General features: G+C 67.1%; 19 protein-coding genes. 15 read left to right on the top strand and 4 right to left on the bottom strand.

The features are described 5' to 3' along the window. Positions 1-43 precede the first annotated feature (43 nt). The 3 genes from secD (at position 44) to NM961_RS19275 (ending at position 3857) form a co-directional block, all read left to right on the top strand. Positions 44-1906, top strand: coding sequence for a protein translocase subunit SecD (secD, locus tag NM961_RS19285; RefSeq protein ID WP_255916050.1), 1863 nt, complete (start codon positions 44-46; stop codon positions 1904-1906). A 19-nt stretch (positions 1907-1925) separates the two neighbouring features. Further along, positions 1926-2951, top strand: coding sequence for a protein translocase subunit SecF (gene secF / locus NM961_RS19280; protein WP_255916049.1), 1026 nt, complete (start codon positions 1926-1928; stop codon positions 2949-2951). 246 nt (positions 2952-3197) lie between these two features. Continuing rightward, positions 3198-3857 carry a hypothetical protein gene (locus NM961_RS19275; RefSeq protein WP_255916048.1) on the top strand — a complete coding sequence of 220 codons (660 nt, stop codon included), beginning with the start codon at positions 3198-3200 and terminating at the stop codon, positions 3855-3857. 928 nt (positions 3858-4785) lie between these two features. Here the strand turns inward: NM961_RS19275 and NM961_RS19270 are convergent. Next, entirely contained in the window at positions 4786-5589 is an 804-nt protein-coding gene (locus NM961_RS19270; protein WP_255916047.1) for an inositol monophosphatase family protein, read from the bottom strand. A gap of 381 nt (positions 5590-5970) precedes the next feature. Between NM961_RS19270 and NM961_RS19265 the strand changes: the two genes are divergently transcribed. Then, on the top strand, positions 5971-6732 hold the full coding sequence (locus tag NM961_RS19265; protein ID WP_255916046.1) for an RNA methyltransferase: 762 nt from the start codon (positions 5971-5973) through the stop codon (positions 6730-6732). Positions 6733-6752: 20 nt separating this feature from the next. On the opposite strand, the gene NM961_RS19260 is transcribed toward NM961_RS19265, so the two are convergent. Beyond that, entirely contained in the window at positions 6753-7358 is a 606-nt protein-coding gene (locus tag NM961_RS19260; protein WP_255916045.1) for an exopolysaccharide biosynthesis protein, read from the bottom strand. Positions 7359-7394: 36 nt separating this feature from the next. Next, positions 7395-8699 (bottom strand): hemolysin family protein, encoded by a 1305-nt coding sequence (locus tag NM961_RS19255; protein ID WP_255916044.1) that lies wholly within the window; start codon positions 8697-8699, stop codon positions 7395-7397. Between the two features lie 221 nt (positions 8700-8920). Between NM961_RS19255 and NM961_RS19250 the strand changes: the two genes are divergently transcribed. The 4 genes from NM961_RS19250 (at position 8921) to gstA (ending at position 12524) form a co-directional block, all read left to right on the top strand. Further along, positions 8921-9547, top strand: coding sequence for a DUF47 domain-containing protein (locus tag NM961_RS19250; protein WP_255916043.1), 627 nt, complete (start codon positions 8921-8923; stop codon positions 9545-9547). Between the two features lie 16 nt (positions 9548-9563). Further along, complete coding sequence (locus NM961_RS19245) at positions 9564-10691, top strand: inorganic phosphate transporter (RefSeq protein ID WP_305119270.1); 1128 nt, start codon at positions 9564-9566, stop codon at positions 10689-10691. Between the two features lie 227 nt (positions 10692-10918). Then, positions 10919-11611: an aspartate/glutamate racemase family protein gene (locus tag NM961_RS19240; protein ID WP_255916041.1), complete on the top strand. Its 693-nt coding sequence runs from the start codon at positions 10919-10921 to the stop codon at positions 11609-11611. A gap of 295 nt (positions 11612-11906) precedes the next feature. After that, complete coding sequence (gene gstA, locus NM961_RS19235; RefSeq protein ID WP_255916040.1) at positions 11907-12524, top strand: glutathione transferase GstA; 618 nt, start codon at positions 11907-11909, stop codon at positions 12522-12524. A gap of 393 nt (positions 12525-12917) precedes the next feature. On the opposite strand, the gene NM961_RS19230 is transcribed toward gstA, so the two are convergent. Continuing rightward, positions 12918-13253 (bottom strand): antibiotic biosynthesis monooxygenase family protein, encoded by a 336-nt coding sequence (locus NM961_RS19230; RefSeq protein WP_255916039.1) that lies wholly within the window; start codon positions 13251-13253, stop codon positions 12918-12920. A gap of 330 nt (positions 13254-13583) precedes the next feature. Between NM961_RS19230 and NM961_RS19225 the strand changes: the two genes are divergently transcribed. The 7 genes from NM961_RS19225 to NM961_RS19195 form a co-directional block, all read left to right on the top strand. Beyond that, positions 13584-14603 (top strand): sensor histidine kinase, encoded by a 1020-nt coding sequence (locus NM961_RS19225; RefSeq protein WP_255916038.1) that lies wholly within the window; start codon positions 13584-13586, stop codon positions 14601-14603. A 33-nt stretch (positions 14604-14636) separates the two neighbouring features. Beyond that, positions 14637-15599 carry a response regulator gene (locus tag NM961_RS19220; protein ID WP_255916037.1) on the top strand — a complete coding sequence of 321 codons (963 nt, stop codon included), beginning with the start codon at positions 14637-14639 and terminating at the stop codon, positions 15597-15599. Between the two features lie 286 nt (positions 15600-15885). Next, positions 15886-16761 carry an SDR family oxidoreductase gene (locus NM961_RS19215; protein WP_255916036.1) on the top strand — a complete coding sequence of 292 codons (876 nt, stop codon included), beginning with the start codon at positions 15886-15888 and terminating at the stop codon, positions 16759-16761. Between the two features lie 152 nt (positions 16762-16913). Beyond that, positions 16914-19109: an Ig-like domain-containing protein gene (locus tag NM961_RS19210; protein WP_255916035.1), complete on the top strand. Its 2196-nt coding sequence runs from the start codon at positions 16914-16916 to the stop codon at positions 19107-19109. Between the two features lie 30 nt (positions 19110-19139). Continuing rightward, the gene (locus NM961_RS19205) at positions 19140-21029 is read left to right on the top strand and encodes a DUF1302 domain-containing protein (protein ID WP_255916034.1); all 1890 of its coding nucleotides are present in this window, start codon (positions 19140-19142) and stop codon (positions 21027-21029) included. Positions 21030-21053: 24 nt separating this feature from the next. Further along, positions 21054-22439 (top strand): DUF1329 domain-containing protein, encoded by a 1386-nt coding sequence (locus NM961_RS19200; protein ID WP_255916033.1) that lies wholly within the window; start codon positions 21054-21056, stop codon positions 22437-22439. A 279-nt stretch (positions 22440-22718) separates the two neighbouring features. Continuing rightward, the coding region (locus tag NM961_RS19195; protein WP_255916032.1) for a hypothetical protein at positions 22719-22898 on the top strand (180 nt) is incomplete at its 3' end.

Genomic DNA, 22898 nt, shown 5'->3' with positions numbered 1-22898 from the left:
ATGACATGACGCATGCACGCAGGATCAACCTGGGATTCAAGGCATGAACGAGTTTCCCCGCTGGAAATACGCGCTGGTGGTGCTGGCGCTGGTGTTCGGCTTCCTCTACGCGCTGCCCAACCTGTTCCCCAAGGAACCGTCGGTGCAGATCTCCGCGAACCGCGGCTTCACCATCGATACGGCGCTGAAGGAAAAAGCGCAGGGCATGCTGGAAACCGACAAGGTTCCTTTCAAGTCCATCGACATCGACGGCGATCGCCTGGTGATCCGCCTGGCCAATACCGACGTGCAGACCAAGGCATCGGACGTGCTGCGCGTGGGCCTGGGGTCGAACTATGTGGTGGCCCTGAACCTGGCTTCGACCGTGCCCCACTGGCTGGCCGCGATCCGCGCCAATTCCATGCCGCTGGGCCTGGACCTGCAGGGCGGCGTGCACTTCCTGATGGAAGTCGACCAGAAGAGCGTGCTGGAGAAGCAGGAACAGCACTACGCCAGCGAGATCGTCAGCCTGGCCAAGGACAAGAAGATCCCACGCGTCACCGCCAACCGCGGCACCCAGGGCATCATCGCCACCGCGCGCAGCGCCGCGGATCGCGACCGCCTGGCCTCGGAAATCGGCGTGAGCATGCCGGAACTGCGCGTCAGCAACGGCAATACCAGCGATGACGCCTATACCCTGATGGTGCGCGTCAGCGACGAGAAGGTGCGCGAGCTGGCCACCAACACCATCAAGCAGAACCTCGGCACGCTGCGCAACCGCGTCAACGAGCTGGGTGTGGCCGAACCCATCATTGCCCAGCAGGGCGATTCGCGCATCGTGCTGGAACTGCCGGGCCTGCAGGATCCGGCCCAGGCCAAGAAGATCATCGGCGCGACCGCGACCCTGGAATACCGCGCCGTCGACGAAAGCTCCAACGCGCTGGACGCGCTCAACGGCGGCGCCGTGCCGCCGGATTCCAAGCTCTATACCCGACGTGGCGACGGCTCGCCGGTGCTGCTGAAGAAGAAGCTCATCGTGAGCGGCGCCGACCTGGTCAGCGCCGCGGCCCTGCCCGACCCGCAGAGCGGCACGCCGGCCGTGTCGATCAAGCTCAGCGCCAAGGGCGGCCAGAAGATGCTGGACTTCACCATGCAGAACGTCGGCAAGCCCATGGGCGTGGTCTACACCGAGACCATCCCCGAGGTGAAGATCGTCGACGGCAAGGAAGTGCGCACCAAGCGGGTCAAGGAAGAAGTGATCAACGTCGCCACCATCCAGGGCGTGTTCGGTCCGCAGTTCCAGACCACCGGCCTGGACAGCATGAAGGAAGCCAACGAACTCGCCCTGCTGCTGAATGCCGGTTCGCTGGCCGCGCCGGTGGATATCGTCGAGGAGCGCGTGATCGGTCCCAGCCTGGGCCAGGACAACATCAAGAAGGGCATGCACGCGGTGCTCATCGCGGTGTTCCTGGTGGTGCTGTTCGTCGGCATCTACTACAAGCTGTTCGGCCTGATCGCCGACGTGGCGCTGGTCCTCAACCTGATCCTGCTGGTCGCGATCCTGTCGGTTTTCCAGGCCACGCTGACCTTGCCCGGCATCGCCGGCATAGTGCTCACATTGGGCATGGCCATCGACGCGAACGTGCTGATCTGCGAGCGCATACGCGAGGAGTTGCGCAACGGTTCCACGCCGATGGCCGCGATCAGCCGCGGCTACGACAAGGCCTGGGCGACCATTCTCGACGCCAACGTCACCCACCTGATCGCCGCCATCGGCCTGATGGCCTTCGGCTCCGGCCCGATCAAGGGCTTCGCCATCACGCTGGCCATCGGTATCGTGACCTCGATGTTCACCTCGGTGATGGTCACCCACGTACTGGTCGGCCTGATCTTCGGCGGCCGCCGCCTCAAGACGCTGTCGGTCTGAGAGCCAGGAGTCTCGAAACATGGAACTTTTCAAGTCCGAAACCAATTTCGACTTCATGGCCTGGCGCAAGCCGAGCCTGGTCATCTCGGCGATCCTCTGCCTGTTGTCGCTGGCCATCATCTTCGGGCGCGGCCTCGACTACAGCATGGATTTCGAAGGCGGCGTGATGATCGAGGTGAAGTACGAGAAGTCGGCCGAGATCGCCGACATCCGCAACGCGCTGGAAGCCGGCGGCCTCAAGAGCGCCGTCGTGCAGAGCCTGGGCACGGCGACGGAATACTCCATCCGCATCAAGCCGGAAGACGCCCACGTCGGTGCAGCCGCGGCCGAAGCGCCCAAGCCTGAAGCCGACAAGGCGGCGCCGGCGGAAGCGGCCAAGCCCGAAAGCGCGGGCAAGACCGAAACCGACAAGATCGCCGCCGAAGTGCTCAAGGCGCTGAAGGTCAGCCGCGCCGACGCCAGCATCAAGCGCAGCGACTTCGTCGGCTCCAGCGTCGGCGAGGAACTGCGCGAGCAGGGCCTGGTCGCGGTGCTGTTCGTGATCCTCGGCATCATGGTCTACCTGTGGATGCGCTTCGAATGGCGCTTCGCCGTGGCGGCCGTGGCCAGCGAAATCCACGATACCCTGATCACCGTCGGCATCTTCGCCCTGACCGCGCGCGAGTTCGACCTGCCGGCCCTGGCCGCGGTGCTGTCGGTGGTGGGCTACTCGATCAACGACAAGGTCGTCGTATTCGACCGCGTGCGTGAAATCTTCCGCTCCTCGCGCAAGGGCGAGCCGTACGAGATCCTCAACCGCTCGATCAACTCGACCATGTCGCGCACCATCATGACCGGCCTGACCACCAGCCTTGCCGTCGGCACGCTGTATTTCGTCGGCGGTCCGGCGCTGGAGAACTTCGGCCTGATCATGCTGATCGGTATTGCGGTCGGTACGCTGTCCTCGATCTTCTTCGCCAACCCCATCCTGCTGTGGCTGGGCGTGTCCAAGCAGGACCTGATGCCCAGGTCCAAGGAAGATCCGGAACTCGCGCGCCGGCCGTAAGCGGCACCGCGAATTCACAGGAAAGCCCGGGCGACCGGGCTTTTTTGTGGACGATGGTTTTGCAGGCGGCAGCATCGGGTGCGGCAGGCGGCACGCCTGCTGCGGAACCGGTCACGATGACGCCGGGTTTGCGGCAGGCAGAATCGGCCGCAGCAAGCGCTGAACCCGGGCAAATGGGATGCCGCAAACCCCGCTGCCGCGATCCCTGCGTTTGCGTCTGACCTGCCGCCAGCCCGGGAACCGTCCATGCGTAGTCTGATCGCCGTCGCCGTCCTGCTTGTCGCCGCCATACCGGCGACCGCCGCCGAACCGAAAATCGCCGCCGAGCCCCGCGGCATGACCTGGGGCAGCAACCCGTCCGGCGCCGACGGCGTAGTGCTGGTCAGCTGCCACGGCAAACCAGCCAGCCCCTTCGGCAGCTGCGAGCCCCATAACGGCGATACCGCCTGTCACGTCGAATTGCCCCTGCTTTGCCTCAAGGTCGACGGTCGCCCGCGACCGCCCGGCCTGGCCGAAGGCTCGAACAGCCCGAACCTGGCCATGCCCGGCAATTTCTACTCCGGCTGGGCCGCCGGCGAACTCGCCGCCACCCCGCCCCTGGCCGGCACCACCCTGACCAGCCGCCTCGCCGCTGACGCCCTGTGCCGGCGACACTTCGGCGACGGCTGGCGCATGGCCGAATTCCACGACGGCCTGATCACCGGCAGCGCCGAAAGCGGTCACCCAAGCTACGGCGGCTGGGCTTACTACGCGAACGGCAGCCTTCCGGCGACGACCCGGTACTGGGTCACCAACAACACCACACGCGCAAACTGCTGGGACAGCGTCCCGCCACCCGCATCCGCGCCCGAGCCGGAGCAGCCGGTCGAGCAGCATTTGCAGTTGCCGCGGAAAGGCAAAAGCTGAGTGTGCGCCGGGAGCGCTGGGGGGCGGCCAGAAGCGGGGAGTGGCGTGTGGAAATGCTGGAGCTGGGTAGCAGACGCTGCGGGCGAGTCGAGGGGGCATCCCGGCATTTCAGGACGGGATTTCAGGAGACGGGATTTCAGGACACCCACTATTTCAGGGCGCCCCAAAAGCACTGACCTGCCAGACTCTCCCAGCTCCGACAGCGTTGCCAGATCTATCAAATGGTTATCGCCTTTCAGGGCACCCGCTTTCTTTTCAGGACACCCACAAATATCGCTTTTTAGGACCCCCGCTTCTTTTTAGGACACCCACAGAAGCTGGTTGTGCGTCAATCTGCCCAGCCCGGTCCCGCAGCCTGCGGGCGGCTTTTGCCGTTGCTGTTGTTTCTGTGCACAAGGATGTGCGCCGCCTTGGCGGGGCCCCATAAGCCGTGGCGAGGCGGCGCAGGAACAGCCCGCGCGCAGCGCGAGTCCGCAGGGCCAGGATGGCCCTTCAGCGGACCCCGTAGCCGCCTCGCGAAGCCGAAGGGCAGGATGCCCGTAGGCCGCGGCTTCTGGGGGTGTGTTTTCTTTGCCTACTTTCTTTTGCACAAGCAAAAGAAAGTAGGTCGGCCGCCGCAGGCGGACGAAGCGATCAGTCGGGATTGGTTTTTCGGGTTTCGGGAAGGCCCGCCGCTGCAGCGGACAAAACGCTTTCTAAATCAAACGGTTGGCGCCAAGAGCGCGCACAATATAGAGAGCACCGCACGAACGCCGCCCCCACCAGGGGGGGAAGGCAAAGGGCGAGTAACGTGGCAAGAATCGGAGGGAGGGAAGCCAACGGACCTGCTGCGTTCGCGCGATGCCCCCACCTAGACGAGCCATTCCCGCGAATCCCTACCCATGACGGCGCCCGGCGATGCCTGGGCGGCCGTCAGGTGGAAATCAATTTACCCCGCCAGCAGCTCCGGCGTCAGCACTGGCTGCAGCGCATCCACCAGCGCGAATGCCACCTTGTGGTTGCCGGCGATCAGATTGCCCGACTCCGGAATTCCCTCGCGCCCGGCCATGTCGCAGTAGCGGCCGCCGGCCTCGCGCACGATCAGGCAGCCCGCGGCCATGTCCCACAGCTTCAGCCCGGTCTCGTAGTAGCCGTCGAGGCGGCCGCAGGCCACGTAAGCCAGGTCCAGGGCAGCCGAGCCGGTGCGGCGTATGTCCTCGGCACTGGCCAGCAGAGTCCTGGTCATCCCGATCTGGGCGTCGAGGTGGCGGCGCTGGCGGTAGGGAAAGCCGGTGCAGAGCAGGGCGCCGGAAAGGCCGTCGCGCGTGGTCACGCGGATGCGGCGTTCGTTGAGGAAAGCGCCGTCGCCCTTGCTCGCAGTGAAGGTTTCGTCGCGCAGCGGGTCGTAGATCACGCCGTAGACCGGCTCGCCGTTCTCCAGCATGGCGATGGAGACGCAGAAATGCGGAAAGCCGCGCAGGAAATTGTGCGTGCCGTCGAGCGGGTCGATCACCCAGGTCTGGCGGCTGCGCCCGGTCTCGCCGGTTTCCTCGCCGATGAAGGCGTGACCGGGATAGGCGCGCTTGAGGTCGCGGATGATCAGCTGTTCGGCCATGCGATCGACTTCGGAAACGAAGTCCATGCGCTCTTTCTCCATCACCGCCAGGCCTTCCACGCGGTTCATATTGCGCACGATCAGGTTGCCGGCGGCACGCGCGGCGCGGACCGCGACATTGATGGCGGGTCTGGGCATGGAAACTCCGAACAGATGAATTGAAAGAGCGGCACCGGCGTCAGGGCCGGGCGGGGCGCGAAGGGTAGCAGAAGTCGCCGGGGCGTGCGGGCTCCGGAGCGCGCGGGTGCGGGCAGCTACTGCCGAGATTCGGGACGAGTTCCGGGATGTCCGCGATCTCCCGGTCCGCCGGGATCGAGCCGCAACCTCCCGCAGGCCGAAGAGACGGGACCCCCGCAATCCCTGCCAGCCCAGGCGCCTCCATTCCCTTCGGCCGGATCGGGGCAGGATCGGGACACCCGGGCAGGATCGGGAGGGCAGGATCGGGACACCCACAACCCGAACCGCCGAGCCGCGCCGATTCCCCGGTATCCTTGCCGCCCCGTCTGTCCGTCGACCCACATGCCTGACCTTTCCGACATCACCGCGCGTATCCGCTACGTCCTGGTCCGCACCTCCCAGCCCGGCAATATCGGTGCGGCGGCGCGGGCCATCCGTACGATGGGGTTTTCGCGCTTGGTCCTGGTCGCGCCGCAGCGTTATCCGGATCCGGAAGCCACCGCCTTCGCCGCCGGTGCCGACGATGTGCTGCAGCAGGCCGTGATCGTGCCCGACCTGCGCAGCGCCATCGCCGATTGCCGAGCGGTCTACGGCGCCACCGCGCGGCAGCGGGCGGTGGCGCTGGCGGAGCATACGCCGCGCCAGGTCGCCGCGCGGATCCAGGCGGATGCCCTGGCCGGCGCCGAGGTCGCCCTGGTCTTCGGCAACGAACGCACCGGGCTGGAGAATGACGAACTCGCCCTGTGCCACGGCGCCGTGCATATTCCGGCCGCGCCGGACTACAGCTCGCTCAACCTGGCCCAGGCGGTGCAGGTGCTGGCCTACGAACTGCGCGTGCGCCTGCTTGACGATCCGGCGCCGCCGTCGCAGTCGCAGCGCGCCGATCCGCCGGCTTCAGCCGGCGCGATGGAAGGCTTCTTCGATCATCTGTATGCGACGCTGGACGAGATCGATTTCCACAAGGGCCGCTCGCCCGAGGTCATCATGCTGCGCCTGCGCAAGCTGTTCCTGCGCGCGGCGCCGGACGAACGCGAACTGCGCGTACTGCGCGGCATCCTGGCGGATGCGCAGCGCATGGCCCGGCTGGCGCGCGACAAGCGCTGAAGCAGGCGGCGGCGCCCGCGTCAGCCGAAGAAGTGCCTGACGATCGAAACCATCAGATTGCTCAGGCTCGCCACCGTCACGCTGGAAGTCAGCGTTGCTGCCCAGATCACCGCGAGCAGGCCGCCGTCGCGTTCGATCAGGGCCACGCCGAAGCCCATGATCAGCAGCCCGAACGGGTAGTTGGTGAACGGGATGGGCAGCGCCAGCAGGATGCCGAGCAGAATCAGCATCAGGCCGCTGAAATGACTGTAGGGCTTGTGCGTGATCTGTTCCCAGCGCGGCCGGCAGACCCGCTCCAGCCGGTTGAACATCGGCGTCATGTGGCTGACGAAAGTCTCCACCGAACTGCGCGGGAAGCCGTGCTGGCGGGCGAAGCGCGGCAGCCACGGCCGCGGCAGGCCCCAGAGCATCTGTGCGCCGATCACGATCAGCAGGGTGCCGCAGACGCCGCCCACGCCCATGGGGATGGGAATGAAGTTCGGCAGGGACAGCAGTACGACGAGGAAACCGTAGGCGCGGGTTTCCAGCGGCGCGATGAACTGCTCCAGCGAAATGGTCTCGCCGGTGTTCTGTTCCAGCGCGCGCTGGAACAGTTCGGTGGTGCGCGGATCGTGCGGAACGGTCATCCCTGGCTCTCGTGGTCCGTGGCTAGGCGCGTTCGCCTAGGGCGCCGCTTCGGCGTTGATGCGGGCGATCAGCAATTTGTCAATGCGCGGGCCGTCGAGGTCGACCACTTCAAAACGCAGGTCGCGCCAGCGGAAGGACTCGCCGACGGCGGGTATGCGTCCGAACTGGGCCATGACCATGCCCGCGGCGGTGCGGAAATCGTGATCCTCTTCGTTGGGCAGCTGGCTCAGGCTCAAGAGTTCGCGCAGGTCGTCGGTGCCCAGGGCGCCGTCGACGAGATAGCTGCCGTCCTCGCGCCGCACGATGGGCGCGCCGACGGTTTCCACGTTGAGGCTGGCAGTTTTGCCCAGTACCGCGCCCAGGATGTCGTTGAGGCTGACCAGCCCTTCGATGTCGCCGTATTCGTCCACCACCAGGGCGACGGTGGCCTCGGATTCGCGCAGTTCTTCCAGCAGGTCCAGCGCACGCGCCACCGAGGGCACGAACACGGCCTTGTTCAGGGTGCGGAACAGGTCGATGTTGGGCGAGCCCAGCGAATCCAGCAGGGACTTGGTCTCCAGTATGCCGACCACGTCCTGCTCATTGCCGCCGCGGTAGACCGGATAGCGCGAGTAGGGCGTATCGCGCATCACGGCCAGGTTTTCCGCCAGCGGCGCGGCCACGTCCAGCCAGGCGATGCGCGTGCGCGGCGTCATCAGGCTGGCGACCTGGCGGTCGCCCAGGCGCAGCACGCGGTTGACCATGTTGTGTTCGTCGCTGTCGATTACGCCCTGTTCGGCGCTTTCGGCCACCAGCAGGCGGATTTCCTCTTCCGTGACCGGATCGCGCGTGCCGCGGTCCAGGCGCAGGGCGCGCAGCAGTACGCGCGTGCTGAACGACAGCAGCCAGACGAAGGGCGCGGCTACCACGGCGAACAGGCGCATGGGGAAGGCGATCCACACCGCGAAGCGTTCCGGTGCGACCAGGGCCAGGCGCTTGGGCAGCAGCTCGCCGACGATGATCGAGACATAGGTGATCGCGCCGACGCTGAGCGCCAGGCCCAGGCCGTTGGCGAAATCGCGTTCCACGCCGTTGGCCTGCAGCAGCTCGCCGATGCGTGCGCCGATGGTGGCGCCGCCGTAGACGCCGGTGAGCACGCCGATCAGGGTGATGCCGACCTGTACCGTGGACAGGAAGCGCTCCGGGCTTTCGCTCAGGCGCAGCGCGTTCTGCGCCCGCGTGCTGGTCTCCGCCATCTGCTTCAGGCGCGACTTGCGCGCCGTCACCACGGACATCTCCGACAGGGCGAAGAATCCGTTGAGCAGAATGAGGATGAGGACAACCAGTATCTCGGTCAGCATCGCGCGGCGTGTAGTCCCGGGCGGGCCAGTGTAACAGCCCGGAGTGACGGCCCTGTGGCCCGGCGGTCATGCGTCGCCGGTGCGGCCGGCCCCGGGGCTGCTGTAACATGACTGTCATGTAAACGACATATTTTCGCCACCCAGATCCCGGCGGCGAATCCTGTCGTGCCGCCATTTCCCTTGTAATTCATTGTTTTGCCGACCCCGGAGGCCGCTACGCCATGTTTTCCCTGCAGACTATCTTCGGCAAGGGCGACAAGTTCTACGGCCTGCTGGAGGCCAGCGCCGGCGCCGCGCGCAAGAGCGCTGCGGCGCTGAGCACCTTCCTCGCCGACAAGGGCGCCGCCGGCTCGCTGGACGAGTTCCGCCTGGCGCGCCAGCGCGAAAAGGAGCTGGCAGCCGAGATCAGCCAGGCCCTGGTCAACACCTTCGTCACCGCGCTGGAGCGCGAGGATATCGAGGCCCTGTCCAGCGCCCTGTACAAGATTCCCAAGGTGATCGAGAAATTCGCCGAGCGCTATTCGCTGGTCGGCGACCGCCTCGGCGACGTGGATTTCGTCTCCCGCGCACGCATGCTGGAAAAGGCCTGCGAGGTGCTGGAGCAGATGGTCGGCCAGCTGCGCGCCATGAAGCTGGAGCCGATGAAGGATCTCAACGACCGCCTGCAGGCGATCGAGAACGAGGCCGACCGCCTGATCCTGGAGCTGTACCGCGACATGTACCGCAACGAGAGCGACCCGGTGCGCTTCCTGCTGCGCAAGGATCTGTTCGAGATCCTGGAAAAAGCCATCGACCGCTGCCGCGACGCCGGCAACGTCGTCTACGCGATCGTGCTGAAGAACTCCTGAGGCCCGCGCCGTGGAACTGACCCTGGTCATCAGCGTGATCGTCATTGCGCTCGTGTTCGAATACATCAACGGCTTCCACGACACCGCCAACTCCATCGCCACCGTGGTGGCGACCAAGGTGCTCAGCCCGGGCCAGGCGGTGATGCTGGCCGCCGGCATGAACCTGATCGGCGCGCTGATGGGCACCGCGGTGGCCAAGACCATCGCCTCGGGTCTGATCGATACCGGCGTCATCAACGTCACCTCGATGGTGCTGATCTGCGCCCTGTCCGGCGGCGTGATCTGGAACCTGATTACCTGGTGGTGGGGCTTGCCGTCCTCGTCCTCGCACGCCCTGGTCGGCGGCCTCTGCGGCGCGGCCTTCGCCGCGGCCGGCGACAACTGGGACGCGATCATCTGGAACGTGCCCGGCGGCGAACACTGGTGGCAGGGCAAGGGCCTGCTGCCCAAGGTGGTGATCCCAATGATCCTCTCGCCGCTGGCGGGTTTCATCCTCGGCATCGTCATCATGGGCCTGCTGTTCGCGCTGTTCTCCTTCCTCGCCGACCGCAAGGGCACGCTGCAGAAGATAGGCCGGCCGCGCTTCGCCAATTCGCTGTTCGGCAAGCTGCAGATCCTCTCGGCCAGCGCCATGGGCTGGGCGCACGGTTCCAATGACGCGCAGAAGACCATGGGCATCATCGCCCTGGCGCTGGCCTCGGCCACCCTGGCCGGCCAGCTCGACGGCCTGCCGCAGTGGCTGAATTTCCTGCGCGTGGAAGGCGATCCCAAGAATCTGGAGATCGCGCTGTGGATCAAGGTCGCCTGCGCCGTGGTGATGGCCGCGGGCACCGCCGCCGGCGGCTGGCGCATCATCAAGACCCTGGGCCACAAGATGGTGAAGCTGCATCCGGTGCACGGCTTCGCCGCGGAAACCGCTTCGGCGACCATGATCCTGACGGCTTCCAGCATGGGCATTCCGGTCTCGACCACGCACAACATTTCCGCCGCGATCATGGGCGTGGGCACGGCCAAGCGCCTGAACGCGATCAAGTGGACGGTGGTGGAGCGCATGATCTGGGCCTGGATACTGACCCTGCCCATCGCCGCCACGCTGGCCTACGTGCTGGTCAAGCTGGCTCACGCCGCCGGCCTGCCGATCTGAGCTCCGTCCGCCGCCGGCAGCGCGCAGGAGGTGGGCGCGCTGCACTCCGGCTGCGGCGGCACCTGCTGACGCGGCCTGCGCGCCGGCGCGGCCCGATTCCCGCGCCAGCGCCAGGCGCCTGCCGGCCGATGGCGTGATCGCATACCGGATCTGGCGCGCGCAGTGGCTGAAGCCGGCACGGCAAATCCGCTAAGGTCAGCGGATTCCTCCACTGCGAGCCGCATGCAATGCGTACCCTGGGTCTTCTGGCCGGCATGAGCTGGGAATCGACGATTCCCTACTACCGCATCATCAACGAGCGCGTGCGCGAACGCCTGGGCGGCCTGCATTCGGCGCGGCTGGTAATGCACAGCGTCGATTTCGCCGGCATAGAGCAACTGCAGGTGCGCGGCGACTGGGACCAGGCCGGGCGCGAACTCGGCGAAGCCGCCGCCGGGCTGGCCAGGGCCGGCGCCGAAGGCATCGTGATCTGCACCAACACCATGCACAAGGTGGCTGCTGCGGTGGAGCAGGGCAGTGGCCTGCCGCTGCTTCATATCGCCGACGCGACCGCGGCGCGCATCCGCGCGGCGGGGCTGGTCCGGGTCGGCCTGCTGGGCACGCGCTTCACTATGGAACAGGATTTCTACGGCGGCCGCCTGGCCGGCCACGGCCTGGACGTGGTCGTACCGCCGCCGGCCCGGCGCGAGGCGGTGCACCGCATCATCTACGAGGAACTTTGCCGCGGCGAAGTGCGCGAGGACTCGCGCGAGGTCTACCGCCAGGTCATGGCCGAACTGGTCGCCGCCGGCGCCGAGGGCATCATCCTGGGCTGCACCGAGATCGGCCTGCTGGTCGGCCCCGGCGACGTGACCGTACCCACCTTCGATACCGCCCGCATCCATGCCGAGGCGGCGGCGGACTGGGCGCTGGCCGGCTAGGCGGCCGGCGCAGTCCGGATAAGGCCGGTGCCGTCGCCCTGCCCGCAGCGGCAAGACCCGGCAGTCCGCGCCTGCGCACTCCCGTCCCATGCCGCGCCAGCCGTGCTGTCCGGCCGGTGCCGCGCGTGCCGTTGCACCAGCGTGAACAGTCCTTTCACGGCCCGGCTCGCCCCGTGCCCTTGATCGCGCCGTGCCGCAGCCGCAACTGCTGACGGCGCCACGCCGCGACGGCAGTCCCTGGACGGCGTGCGTGTCCTTTCCGATTCCCGCCTTTCCCTTTCACAGGAGTGTCCGCATGAAACTGTACTTCTCCCCCGGTGCCTGCTCGCTGTCGCCGCATATCGTGCTGCGCGAGCTGGGCCTGCCGTTCGAGGCGATCAAGGTCGATCTCGCCAGCAAGACCACGGCCGACGGCGCCGATTTCCGCGCGGTCAATCCCAAGGGCTATGTGCCGGCGCTGCAGCTGGACAGCGGCGAAGTGCTGACCGAAGGCCCGGCCATCGTGCAGTACCTGGCCGACCAGAAGCCGGAAGCCGGCCTCGCCCCGGCCAACGGCAGCATGCCGCGCTACCGCCTGCAGGAATGGCTGAATTTCATCTCTACCGAAATCCACAAGCAGTTCAGCCCGCTGTTCAATCCGGCCAACCCCGATTCGGTCAAGGACGCGCAGAAGGCCAAGCTGGCGCAGCGCTTCGCCGAGATCGCCCCGGTGCTGGAAAAGCAGGATTACCTCACCGGCAGCCAGTTCAGCGTCGCCGACGCCTACCTGTTCACGGTGCTGGGCTGGAGCAAGTACTTCCATATCGACCTGAACCAGTGGCCGGCCATCGCCCGCTACGTCGACCGCGTCGCCGCGCGTCCGGCCGTGGCCGAGGCGTTGGAAGTGGAGGCCAAGGCCAAGAAGGCGGCCTGATGCCGCCCGCTGCGCACCGCCGCGGACCGGCGGTGCGCGGCTGACAGGTCCGCTGCCGGCCGATAAGCTGAGCCTGTCACGGACAGGGATGGGCAGGTGGCAGGTGAACGACGTCTCGCTGCTGGTTTTCCGGGACATGATGCTGCTGACGGTTTCCGCCGCGCCCTTGCGTTGCCGGTGACTGTATCGCCGTCGGCGCGACGCACTCTGGCGCGAGTTCGGCCCACGGCTGGGCGCAGTGCGCCTGCAATGGGTCGGAGTGGTGCGGCCGCAATGGCTGCGCAGCTGGCGCTCGCCTTGGACGGCGGGCGCCGGCGTCCGGTCCGATTGCGCGATCAGGCAGGAAACAGCGTTGCGGGCCTCGCGCGGCTGCGCTGGACCAGCGGCAAGCGTTCAGTCCTTGCCGCTGCTGGCGGTCGGATCCGGAATCTGATCCGCCACTTCGTAGTGCCGCACCAGCGGCTCCATCTCCAGCAGGAATTCCTCGTCGGCGTCCCAGTAGCGCGAGCGCTCGGCTTCCTTGCCGGCGAAAAGGCGCACGGCCTCCATGGAATCCCACAGCGAGATGATCTGGAACTCGCAATGCTCGCCCTGCACCCGGCGGATCACCTGCACGCCGCGGTTGCCCGGGGTCTGGGCGAAGTCGCGCAGGCCGGTCTCGCGCAGGTGTTCGAGGTATTCGTCGGCCCGGGAAGCCAGGGTCACACCACGCCAGATACGGGCAATCATGCGCAATCTCCGGACGCAGTCGGCGTCGGCAGCTTAGGGGAAACGCTTTTGGCTGGGAATCGGCCGGCGCGCCCGGCGGCCGCGCGGCCGGCGCGGCTTTTCGGTGACCCCGGTCACGAAAGCGCCGACAGACGGTACATTAGCCGGAATATGCTGGCGGCAGGCGTGTTTATACTGCGGCTGGAACTGTAGGCAACGGATGCGTGTCGAGGATCCGTCAATTGCTTGATGCAGCCACCCGGGTTCGCTGACAGGCCGGACGCCAGCCAGCAATCCACCACGGCCAGGGCGGGGCTGTGGATCATGGGGGAATGTAATGGGGAGAGTTTCGTGACTGTAGTGCTCGTCATACTGGTGCTGATCCTGGCGGGAGCGGCGGCAGCGCTGTTCTGGCGCCTGCGCCAGGCCGAGGCGGCGAAGTCCCAGCTGGCGGCGGAGCACCAGCAGGCCGAAGTCGAACTCAAGCAGCTGCAGTCCAGCCAGGCGCAGGTGATCCACACCACCAAGCTGGCCTCGCTGGGCCAGATGGTCGCCGGCGTCGCGCACGAGCTGAACACTCCGCTGGGCTTCGTCAAGAGCAATGTGGAAGTGGTCGGCGACCTGCTCGACGACTACCGCAAACTGGTCAAGGATTACGATGTCGCCGTGCAGCTGTGCCAGCAGCCGGTGGACCTGATGTTCAGCGCCGACAAGGAATCGCTGGACAAACTGGTCAAGCACGTGGAGGAATCCCGCCGCCGCCTGTTCGAGGCGCGCCGCGCGGTGGAGAAAAGCCCGCTGCTGAACGAGGCCAAGGAACTGCTGGCCGATTCGCGCGACGGCATCACCCAGCTCGCCTCGCTGGTGCAGAACCTCAAGGGCTTCGCCCGCGTCGACCGCGACGGCATGGACCTGATGGATGTGAACGAAGGCGTGGAAAGCGCGCTGATGATCGCCGCGCACCAGCTGCGCGACCGCATCCAGGTGGTGCGCAAGCTGGAACAGCAGGTGCCGCGCGTGCGCGGCATGCCCTCCCAGCTCAACCAGGTCTTCCTCAACCTCATCACCAACGCCGCCCAGGCGATGGAAGACGAAGGCACCCTGACCGTGACCACGCGCAGCAGCGAAAGCGGCGTGGAAATCGCCTTCGCCGACACCGGCTGCGGCATTCCCGACGACGTGCTGCCCAAGATCTTCGATCCCTTCTTCACCACCAAGGCGCCGGGCGAAGGCACCGGCCTGGGGCTTTCCATCGTGCACAAGATCGTCAAGTCGCACGGCGGTTCCATCAAAGTGCGCACTACGCCCAACCGCGGTTCCGAATTCACTGTCATGCTGCCGTCGGAAGCGGCGCGTCCCACCCTGCACTGAGGCGGCCAGTACATGTTAGGACAGGATTTCGAGATGCCCGCCGCCGACCCCAACCGGGGGCCGCTGCGGGTACTGTTCATCGACGACGAGGCGCGCATCCTGCGCGCGCTCAAGGCGCTGTTCCGCGATCTCGAGGTGTATTTCACGACCGAGCCGCGCGAGGCGCCGGCGCTGGCGCTCAAGCACAATGTCGATGTGGTGGTCTGCGACCAGCGCATGCCGGAAATGCTGGGCGTGGATGTGCTGCGCGAGATCCGCGAACAGCATCCGCGCGCAATGCGCATACTGCTGACCGGCTATTCCGATCTCAAGGCCGTGCTCGGCTCGGTCAACGAGGGCGAGGTCTACCGTTTCGTCAACAAGCCCTGGATCAACGCCGACCTGCGCGCCCTCGTGCTGGAAGCCGGCGAGATCGCGCGCGAGTCCCCCGCCATCGGCGACCAGCTCAGCCCGAACGAGCAGAACACCGCGCGTTCCCAGGTCGGCGTGCTGGTGATCGAGGACGACACCACCGTGCAGCAGCGCCTGCGCGAGATCCTGCAGCCGCACTACCAGGTGCGCTTCGCCAGCACCGCCGAACGCGCGCTGCAGGTGCTGGAACAGCACGAGACCGGCGTGGTGATTTCCGAGACCGCGACCAACCACGGCGCCGATCTCACCCTGATGCTCAAGGCGCTCAAGCAATACCACCCGCATATCGCCACGGTCGTCATCACCGAGCGCGCCAACGCGCAGACGGTGATCGAGCTGATCAACGAAGGCCAGGTCTATCGCATGCTGATCAAGCCCGTGCGCATGGGTTCGTGCCGGCTCAGCGTGGACTCGGCCCTGGGCCGCTACTGGAAGCTCAAGCAGCAGCCCAAGGCGGTGCGCCGCTACGGCGTGACGCCGAGCGAGGAAACCGTGCGCGCCCAGACCAAGCTGCCCAACTCCCTGCTCAGCCGCATCCGCTCGCTGCCGGCGCGGCTGTTCGGCGTAGGCGGCGTGCGGATCTGATCCGCCGTTCCCGCGCGGCGATCCGTGCCGCGCTGTTCTCCGGCAGCTGTTCCGCGGCCGCTGTCGCCGCGGCGGCCATTTCCAGGGTTGATGGCCGTTTCCGCCGCGCCCGTTTTCAAAGCGGCTGTTTCACTGGCGGTCGTTGCCACCGCGGCGGTTTCCGCGGCGATTGTTCCGCCGCGAGGGCCTGACGCGCACAGCCCGGCGATCCCGCACTGATCCGCCACAGCTGTCCGCGCCGCCGCCCAGCGGCTACATTCGCGCCTTCTCCCGCGGGATTTCCTCGATGTCTGCAGTGCTGGTCATAGGCGGCAGCGGCGCCGTCGGCGGCTTCCTGCTCGCGCGCCTGCGCGCGGCCGGCCACGACATCCTCGCCCTGAGCCGCACCGCCCGCACCGATGCGGCCGGCTTGCGCTGGCTGCACGGCGGCCTGGACGCGGCGCTGGCCATGCCCGACTGCGACAGCATCGTCAGCGCCGGTCCGCTGGACCAGTTCGCCACCTGGCTGCGGCAGGCGGCGCCGGGCCGGCTGCGCCGCGTGGTCGCGCTGAGTTCCATGAGCGCGGCGAGCAAGCTCGCCTCGTCCGATCCGGCCGAGCGCGAACTGGCCGCGCGCCTGGGCCGGGCCGAGCAGGATCTGGCCGCGCGCTGCGCCGCGCTGGGCGTGGACTGGATCGTGCTGCGTCCCACCCTGATCTACGGCGCGGGCCTGGACCGCAGCCTCACCCCGCTGGCGCGGCGCGCGCAGCGCTGGCGCGTGTTTCCGCTGCTGCCCGCGGCCTGCGGCCTGCGCCAGCCGGTACATGCCGACGATGTGGCCGCGGCCTGCGTCGCGGCACTGGCGGGGACGGCGGCGGGGCAGGTGCTGGAGCTGGGCGGCGGCGAGCGCCTGAGCTACGCGCAGATGCTCTGCCGCGTGCGCGCCGGACTCGGACGGCCCACTCTGGCCCTGCCGCTGGACATTAATCTTCTGCGTGCAGTGACCTGGATCACAGGCCGCGGCGGCGGCATGGTGCAGCGCCTCAAGCAGGATCTGGTCGCCGACAACGGTCCTTTGCAGGCCCTGCTCGGCGTCAATCCGCGCAGCTTCAGGCCCGGGCCAGACTGCTGGATCGCCGCTGCGCAAGCGGCCGGTCATGCGGCTGTCGCGGATGCATCATGAATTGTGGAAAAGAATGCAAAGTCAGCTAAATTTGTTGCGTTGCAACAGTAAAAACTGTCCCGGAGAGTTCGTTAAATCAGCGTTGCCAACGAGCGTTTGAACTCCCTAAGATACGAAAGCGTTGTGTATCCACCTTGGCTAAGGAATTCCCTATGCAGGCCCGAAAGAGTTTGGCACTGGCGTTGACGTCCGCGCTGCTTGCCGCCTGTGGCGGCGGCAGTAACAGTCCCCGCGCCACGCCGACACCGCCGGCGAACAATGGAAACGGCACGCCGGTCACCGGCGTGATCGCGGCCCGCTTCGATCCTTCCAATGCAGATCCGGCCCAGCGTGTGATCCCGCTGCCGAACAACCTGCTGCTGTCGGGCACCACCGACCTCACCCTCAACATCCCGGTCGCCAATCCGAACAACTTCGCCGATCCGCAGGTCGCGGTGAACGCGCTGGACGGCTGGAGCACGATAGGCCCGGGCCAGGTGCAGTTCTCCGCCGCGCCCAAGGCCAGCACCGTGGTGCCGGGCCAGACCATCCGCGTATTTGAAGTGACCCTCAGCGGCCCCGGCGGCGGCGTCACCGGCGTGGTGCGCGAACTCTCCGCACCGGGCGATTTCGTCACCGCCATCGCGCCCTCGGACAGTTCCGCCCGCACCGTCGCCATCGTGCCGACCAAGCCGCTCAAGCAGCTGACCAGCTACATGGCGGTGGTCACCAGCGGCGTCACCGACAACAACGGCAATGACGCCACGCCGGACCAGACCTATTTCCTGTCCAAGCGCACCAGCGCCCTGTGCGTGGACGGCGCCTCGACCGAACCGCTGCTGCCGGCCGCCACCGCCTGTGCGCTGGAGCCGCTGCGCCGGCTGACCAATTCCCACCTGGCCGCCGCCGCGGGCCAGGGCATCAGCGCCGACAAGGTGGTGGTGAGCTGGGTGTTCACCACCCAGGCCATCACCCCGGTGCTGCAGGCCGCCGTCGGCAAGGTCGGCCAGACGCCGGCTCCGCTGACCCGCGTCGCGCCCACCGGCAAGACCATCGGCGACCTCGGCCTGGGCCTGCCGCCCATCGCCGACATCTACATCGGCACCATCGACGTGCCGTACTACCTGAAGGCGCCGGCCGCGGCCACGCCGCAGGCCCAGGCCGCCGCGGTGCTGACCGGCTTCTGGCAGGCCGCGCCGGGCGCCTACGTGCCGCCGTTCAACCAGGCCGGCCTGTCGTCGACCTCGACCAACGTCACCTTCGCCAATCCGTTCCCGGTCGCCACCAAGACCGAGACCATCCCGCTGCTGCTGACCGTGCCCAACGCCGCTTCGGGCAAGACCCGCCCGTCCACCGGCTGGCCCATCGTGATCTACCAGCACGGCATCACGCGCAACCGCACCGATGCCTTCGCCATCTCGCAGACCCTGGCTTCGCAGGGCTTCGCCGTGATCGCGATTGACATTCCGCTGCACGGCCTGCCGCCGGGCCATCCGTTCAATATCGAATCGACCCCGCTGGCCGCGACCGGCGCGCATGAGCGCACCTTCAACGTCGACCTGGTCAAGAACGACGGCACGGCCTGCCCGACCGGCCAGTCCGTGTGCCCGGACGGCCAGCCGGATGCCTCCGGCACGCACATGATCAACCTGGGCAGCCTGCTGACCTCGCGCGACAACCTGCGCCAGGGCATCGTCGACCTGTTCTCGCTGGCCCGCGCCATCCCGACCATCAGCTACGACGGCGCCGCCGGCGCGGACTTCGACGGCGGCCGCATCAGCTTCGTCGGCCAGTCCCTGGGCAGCATCATCGGCGTGAGTTTCACGGCGTTCGAGCCCAGCATCAACACGGCCGTGTTCAGCGTGCCGGGCGGCGGCATCGCCCGCCTGCTGGACGGTTCGGCCACCTTCGGTCCGCGCATCCGCGCCGGCCTGGAAGCTGCCGGCGTGCGCGCCGGCACGCCGGACTACGACCGCTTCCTGGGCGCGGCCCAGCAGGCGATCGACGGCGCCGATCCGCTCAATACCGCTTTCGCCCTGGCCGGCAAGCGCGTGCTGCTGCATGAAGTCGTCGGCGGCGGCAGCGTGCTGCCCGACCAGGTCATTCCGAACACGGTCGCCGGCGCGCCGCTGGCCGGCACCGAGGCGCTGATCCGCGCCCTGGGCCTGTCCAGCATCACCGGCACGGTGCAGTCGGCCACCGGCGTGCGCGGCGCGACCCGCTTCACCGCAGGCAACCACGGCTCGCTGCTGGATCCGACCGCCTCGGCCGCGGCCACGGTGGAAATGCAGCGCGAAATGGCCAGCATGCTGGTCAGCGGCGGCGCCGCCGTGCAGGTCACCGACACCTCCGTGATCAAGACGCAGTAAGCAGCGACCAGGAACTTGGGGATAACCAACATGAAGAAGAACACCAGCTTCCGCGCCATGCGTCCTCTGTCCGTGGCGGTCGCCCTGGCCCTGGGCGGCGCCGTGCTGCCCGCCCAGGCCTTCGAATTCGGCGAGCAGGACGGCTTCCACGGCACGGTCAATACCACCGTGACCTACGGCGTGTCCTGGCGCGTGGCCTCGCCCGACGATGATCTGATCGGCAAGGCGCAGTTCAATCCGGCCATCAGCCAGCCGCCGTTCGCCCTGGGCAGCCCGGAACAGCGCGCCGCCCGCGGCCGCTACTCGGTCAACGGCGACGACGCCGACCTCAAGTGGCAGGACGGCGACGTCTTCTCCAACGCGGTCAAGGCCACCATCGAACTCAGCCTGATGTACGGCGCCAACAGCGGCGCCTTCTTCCGCGGCTACAGCTTCTACGACTGGGAAAACGCCAGCCGCTACGATCTCTCGCACGAAGCCAAGGAAAAGGTCGGCAAGGACACCAAGATCCTCGACGCCTTCGTCTTCCACAACTTCAACATCGGCGACAAGGCCGGCTCCATCCGCCTCGGCCAGCAGGTGGTGAGCTGGGGCGAAAGCACTTTCATCCAGGGCGGCGCCAACGTCATCAACCCGATCGACGTGTCCAAGCTGCGCGTGGCCGGTGCGGAACTGAAGGAAGCCTTCCTGCCGGTCAACATGATCTGGGGCTCGTTCAACCTGACCGAGAACCTGTCGGCCGAAGCCCTGTACATGTTCGAGTTCGAGCAGACCGAGGCCGATCCGGCCGGTACCTATTTCTCGACCAACGACTTCGCCACGCTCGGCGGCAGCTACGTGATGCTGAACTTCGGCACCATCCCGCAGCCGGTCATCAATCCCGACTTCTACTACGGCTACTGCTTCGGCAATTCCGGCACCGACAACCCGAACCTGCCGGCCGCGCTCAAGCCCGCCGCCTGCGGCGCAGCCGTGCCGCGTTCGCCGGACCGCTTCGCCAAGGACTCGGGCCAGTACGGTCTGCGCCTGAACTACCTGGCCGACTGGCTCAACAACGCCGAATTCGGCTTCTACGCCCTGAACTACCACAGCCGCCTGCCGCTGCTGTCGGGCACGGCGGTGACCAGCACGGCGGTGAACACCGGCCGCTACTTCGCCGAATACCCCGAAGACATCCGCATGTACGCGGTCAGCTTCAACATGCCGCTGGAAGGCCCGGGCGTCGCACTGCAGGGCGAACTGTCCTACCGTCCGAACCAGCCGCTGCAGATCGACGACGTGGAACTGCTGTTCGCCGCCCTGAGCCCGCTCAATGCCGTGATCCCGGCGCCGGGCCTGCGCTTCAGCAGCCAGCTCGGCCAGTTCGCACCGGGCCAGGAAGTGCGCGGCTGGGAACGCCACAAGGTCTCGCAGCTGCAGCTCACCGCGACCAAGGTGTTCGGCCCGGGCAACTTCGTCGGCGCCGACCAGATCTCGCTGGTGGGTGAAGTCGGCTTCACCAATATCTGGGATCTGCCGGAACCCTCGGTGATGCGCTACCAGGGCGACGGTACCGACACCGGCGGCGGCTACGACGTGACCTCCGGCGCGCTGCGCAACCCGATGACCCAGACCGAAGGTTTCCCGACGGCGTTCTCCTGGGGCTACCGCATCGCCGCACGCGCCGACTACAACAACGCCTTCGGCGGCGCCTTCACGCTGTCGCCGCGCATCGCCTTCAACCATGACGTAAACGGCATCACCCCGGGCCCCGGCGGCAACTTCATCGAAGACCGCAAATCCGTCACGCTGGGCGCCGAAGCCAACTACCTCAACAAGGTGGCCTTCGACGTCAGCTACACGAACTTCTTCGGCGCGGGCAATCTGAACCTGATCAGCGACCGCGACTTCGTCGCGTTCTCGGTCAAGTACTCGTTCTAAGCGTTTTCTGCGGGAGGGAAATACATGACGATGCTCAAGAAGACCCGGACTGCGGCCCTGGTGGCGTTGGCGCTGGTATCCACCGCGGCCCTGGCCAAGGTCAGTCCGCAGGACGCGGCCAAGCTCGGCGTCAGCGGCACGCCGCTGACGCCCATGGGTGCCGAACGCGCCGGCAACGCCGCCGGCACGATTCCCGAATGGAAGGGCGGCATCACCTCGCCGCCGTCGGGCTACAAGGTGGGCGACCACCACCCGGATCCCTTCGCCGACGACAAGCCGGTGCTGACCATCACCGCGGCCAACTACAAGGAACAGGGCGACAAGATCGGCGCCGGCCAGGCCGCCATGTTCGAGAAGTACAAGAACTGGAAGATGGTGGTCTACCCGACCCGCCGCAGCGCCTCGTACCCGGCGCGCACCTACGAAATGTCGATCAAGAACGCCGCCACCGGCGAACTGGTCGATGCCGGCGAAGGTGTCGCCAACGTGGCCGAAGGCGTGCCGTTCCCGATCCTGGACAAGGATCCGGTCACCGCTGGCTACCAGGCCGTGTGGAACCACAAGCTCAAGTACAAGGGCGTGGCCGGCCTGCGCTGGGCCAACCAGGCCGCACCGACCGCGACCGGCGCGTACACCATGACGCGCATCAAGGAAGAGCTGCTCGGCCTCTACTACAAGCCCGGCAACACGCTCAAGGACATCAACAACGTCCTGATCTACTTCTACCAGGAAGTGGTCGCGCCGCCGCGCCTGGCCGGCCAGGTGCTGCTGGTGCACGAAACCCTGGATTCCAAGAAGGAGCCGCGCCAGGCGTGGGTGTACAACCCCGGCCAGCGCCGCGTGCGCCGCGCGCCCAACGTCGCCTATGACAACCCGGGCACGGCGTCCGACGGTCTGCGCACCAACGACCAGACCGACATGTTCAACGGCGCCATGGACCGCTACGACTGGAAGCTGGTCGGCAAGCGCGAGATGTACGTGCCGTACAACTCGTACAAGGCGCACAGCGACAAGGTCAAGGTCGAAGACCTGGTCAAGCCCGGCTTCATCAATCCGGACCTGCTGCGCTACGAACTGCACCGCGTCTACGTGGTGGAAGCCACGCTCAAGGCCGGCCAGCGCCACATCAATCCGCGCCGCACCTTCTACATCGACGAGGACAGCTGGCAGATCCTGGTGATGGACCACTACGACGCCGCCGGCAAGCTGTGGCGCTATTCCGAGGCGCCCAGCGTGAACTACTACGAAGTGCCGCTGTTCTGGTCGACGCTGGAAACCCATCACGACCTCAAATCCGGCCGCTACATCGTCTCGGGCCTGGACAACCAGGAGTCCATGTACGACTTCTCGTACCAGACCACGCCGGACATGTTCACCCCGCAATCGCTGCGCCAGCGCGGCTTCCAGTAAGCCGTACGGGTGCAACCGTCACGATCAGCCGCCGCCGTTCCGGGGCGGCTGATCGCGTTTTTGCCGCTGCTGCAGGCACATTTTGCGCAGCGCCGGCATTCCGCGACGGGCGCGGATTGCGCTAAGGTGGAGCGGCAGCAGGCGGGGTGAAATCGGACCAGCGCCAGCGCGGCCTGCGACAGGCCGCCAGGCATCGTTGAACAGGGGCGCGGCGACGGCCGTGCCGCGGGACGGAATGCAGAACTGCCTTCCTCCCACAGACTGCGAGGGGATGTGCAGATGGGTTCCAGGGGCAATACCGCAGCAAAGCATTCGTGGCGCAGGCTGGTCCTGCTGGCGGCACTGCTGAGCGGCGCGAGCTGGGCGCAGGAAAGCGCCGCGCCGGCGCCGCCGGCCGGGCAGGCGGCACCCGCCGACGCACCGGCCGCCGCGCCGGCCGCCGCGCCGGCCAAGGCGGCC

The sequence above is a fragment of the Tahibacter harae genome (genome assembly GCF_024437735.1).
GTDB classification, from domain to species: Bacteria; Pseudomonadota; Gammaproteobacteria; order Xanthomonadales; family Rhodanobacteraceae; genus Tahibacter; species Tahibacter harae.
The sequence above is the reverse complement of the archived record's forward strand: the minus strand, read 5'-3'. Positions and strand labels throughout refer to the sequence as shown.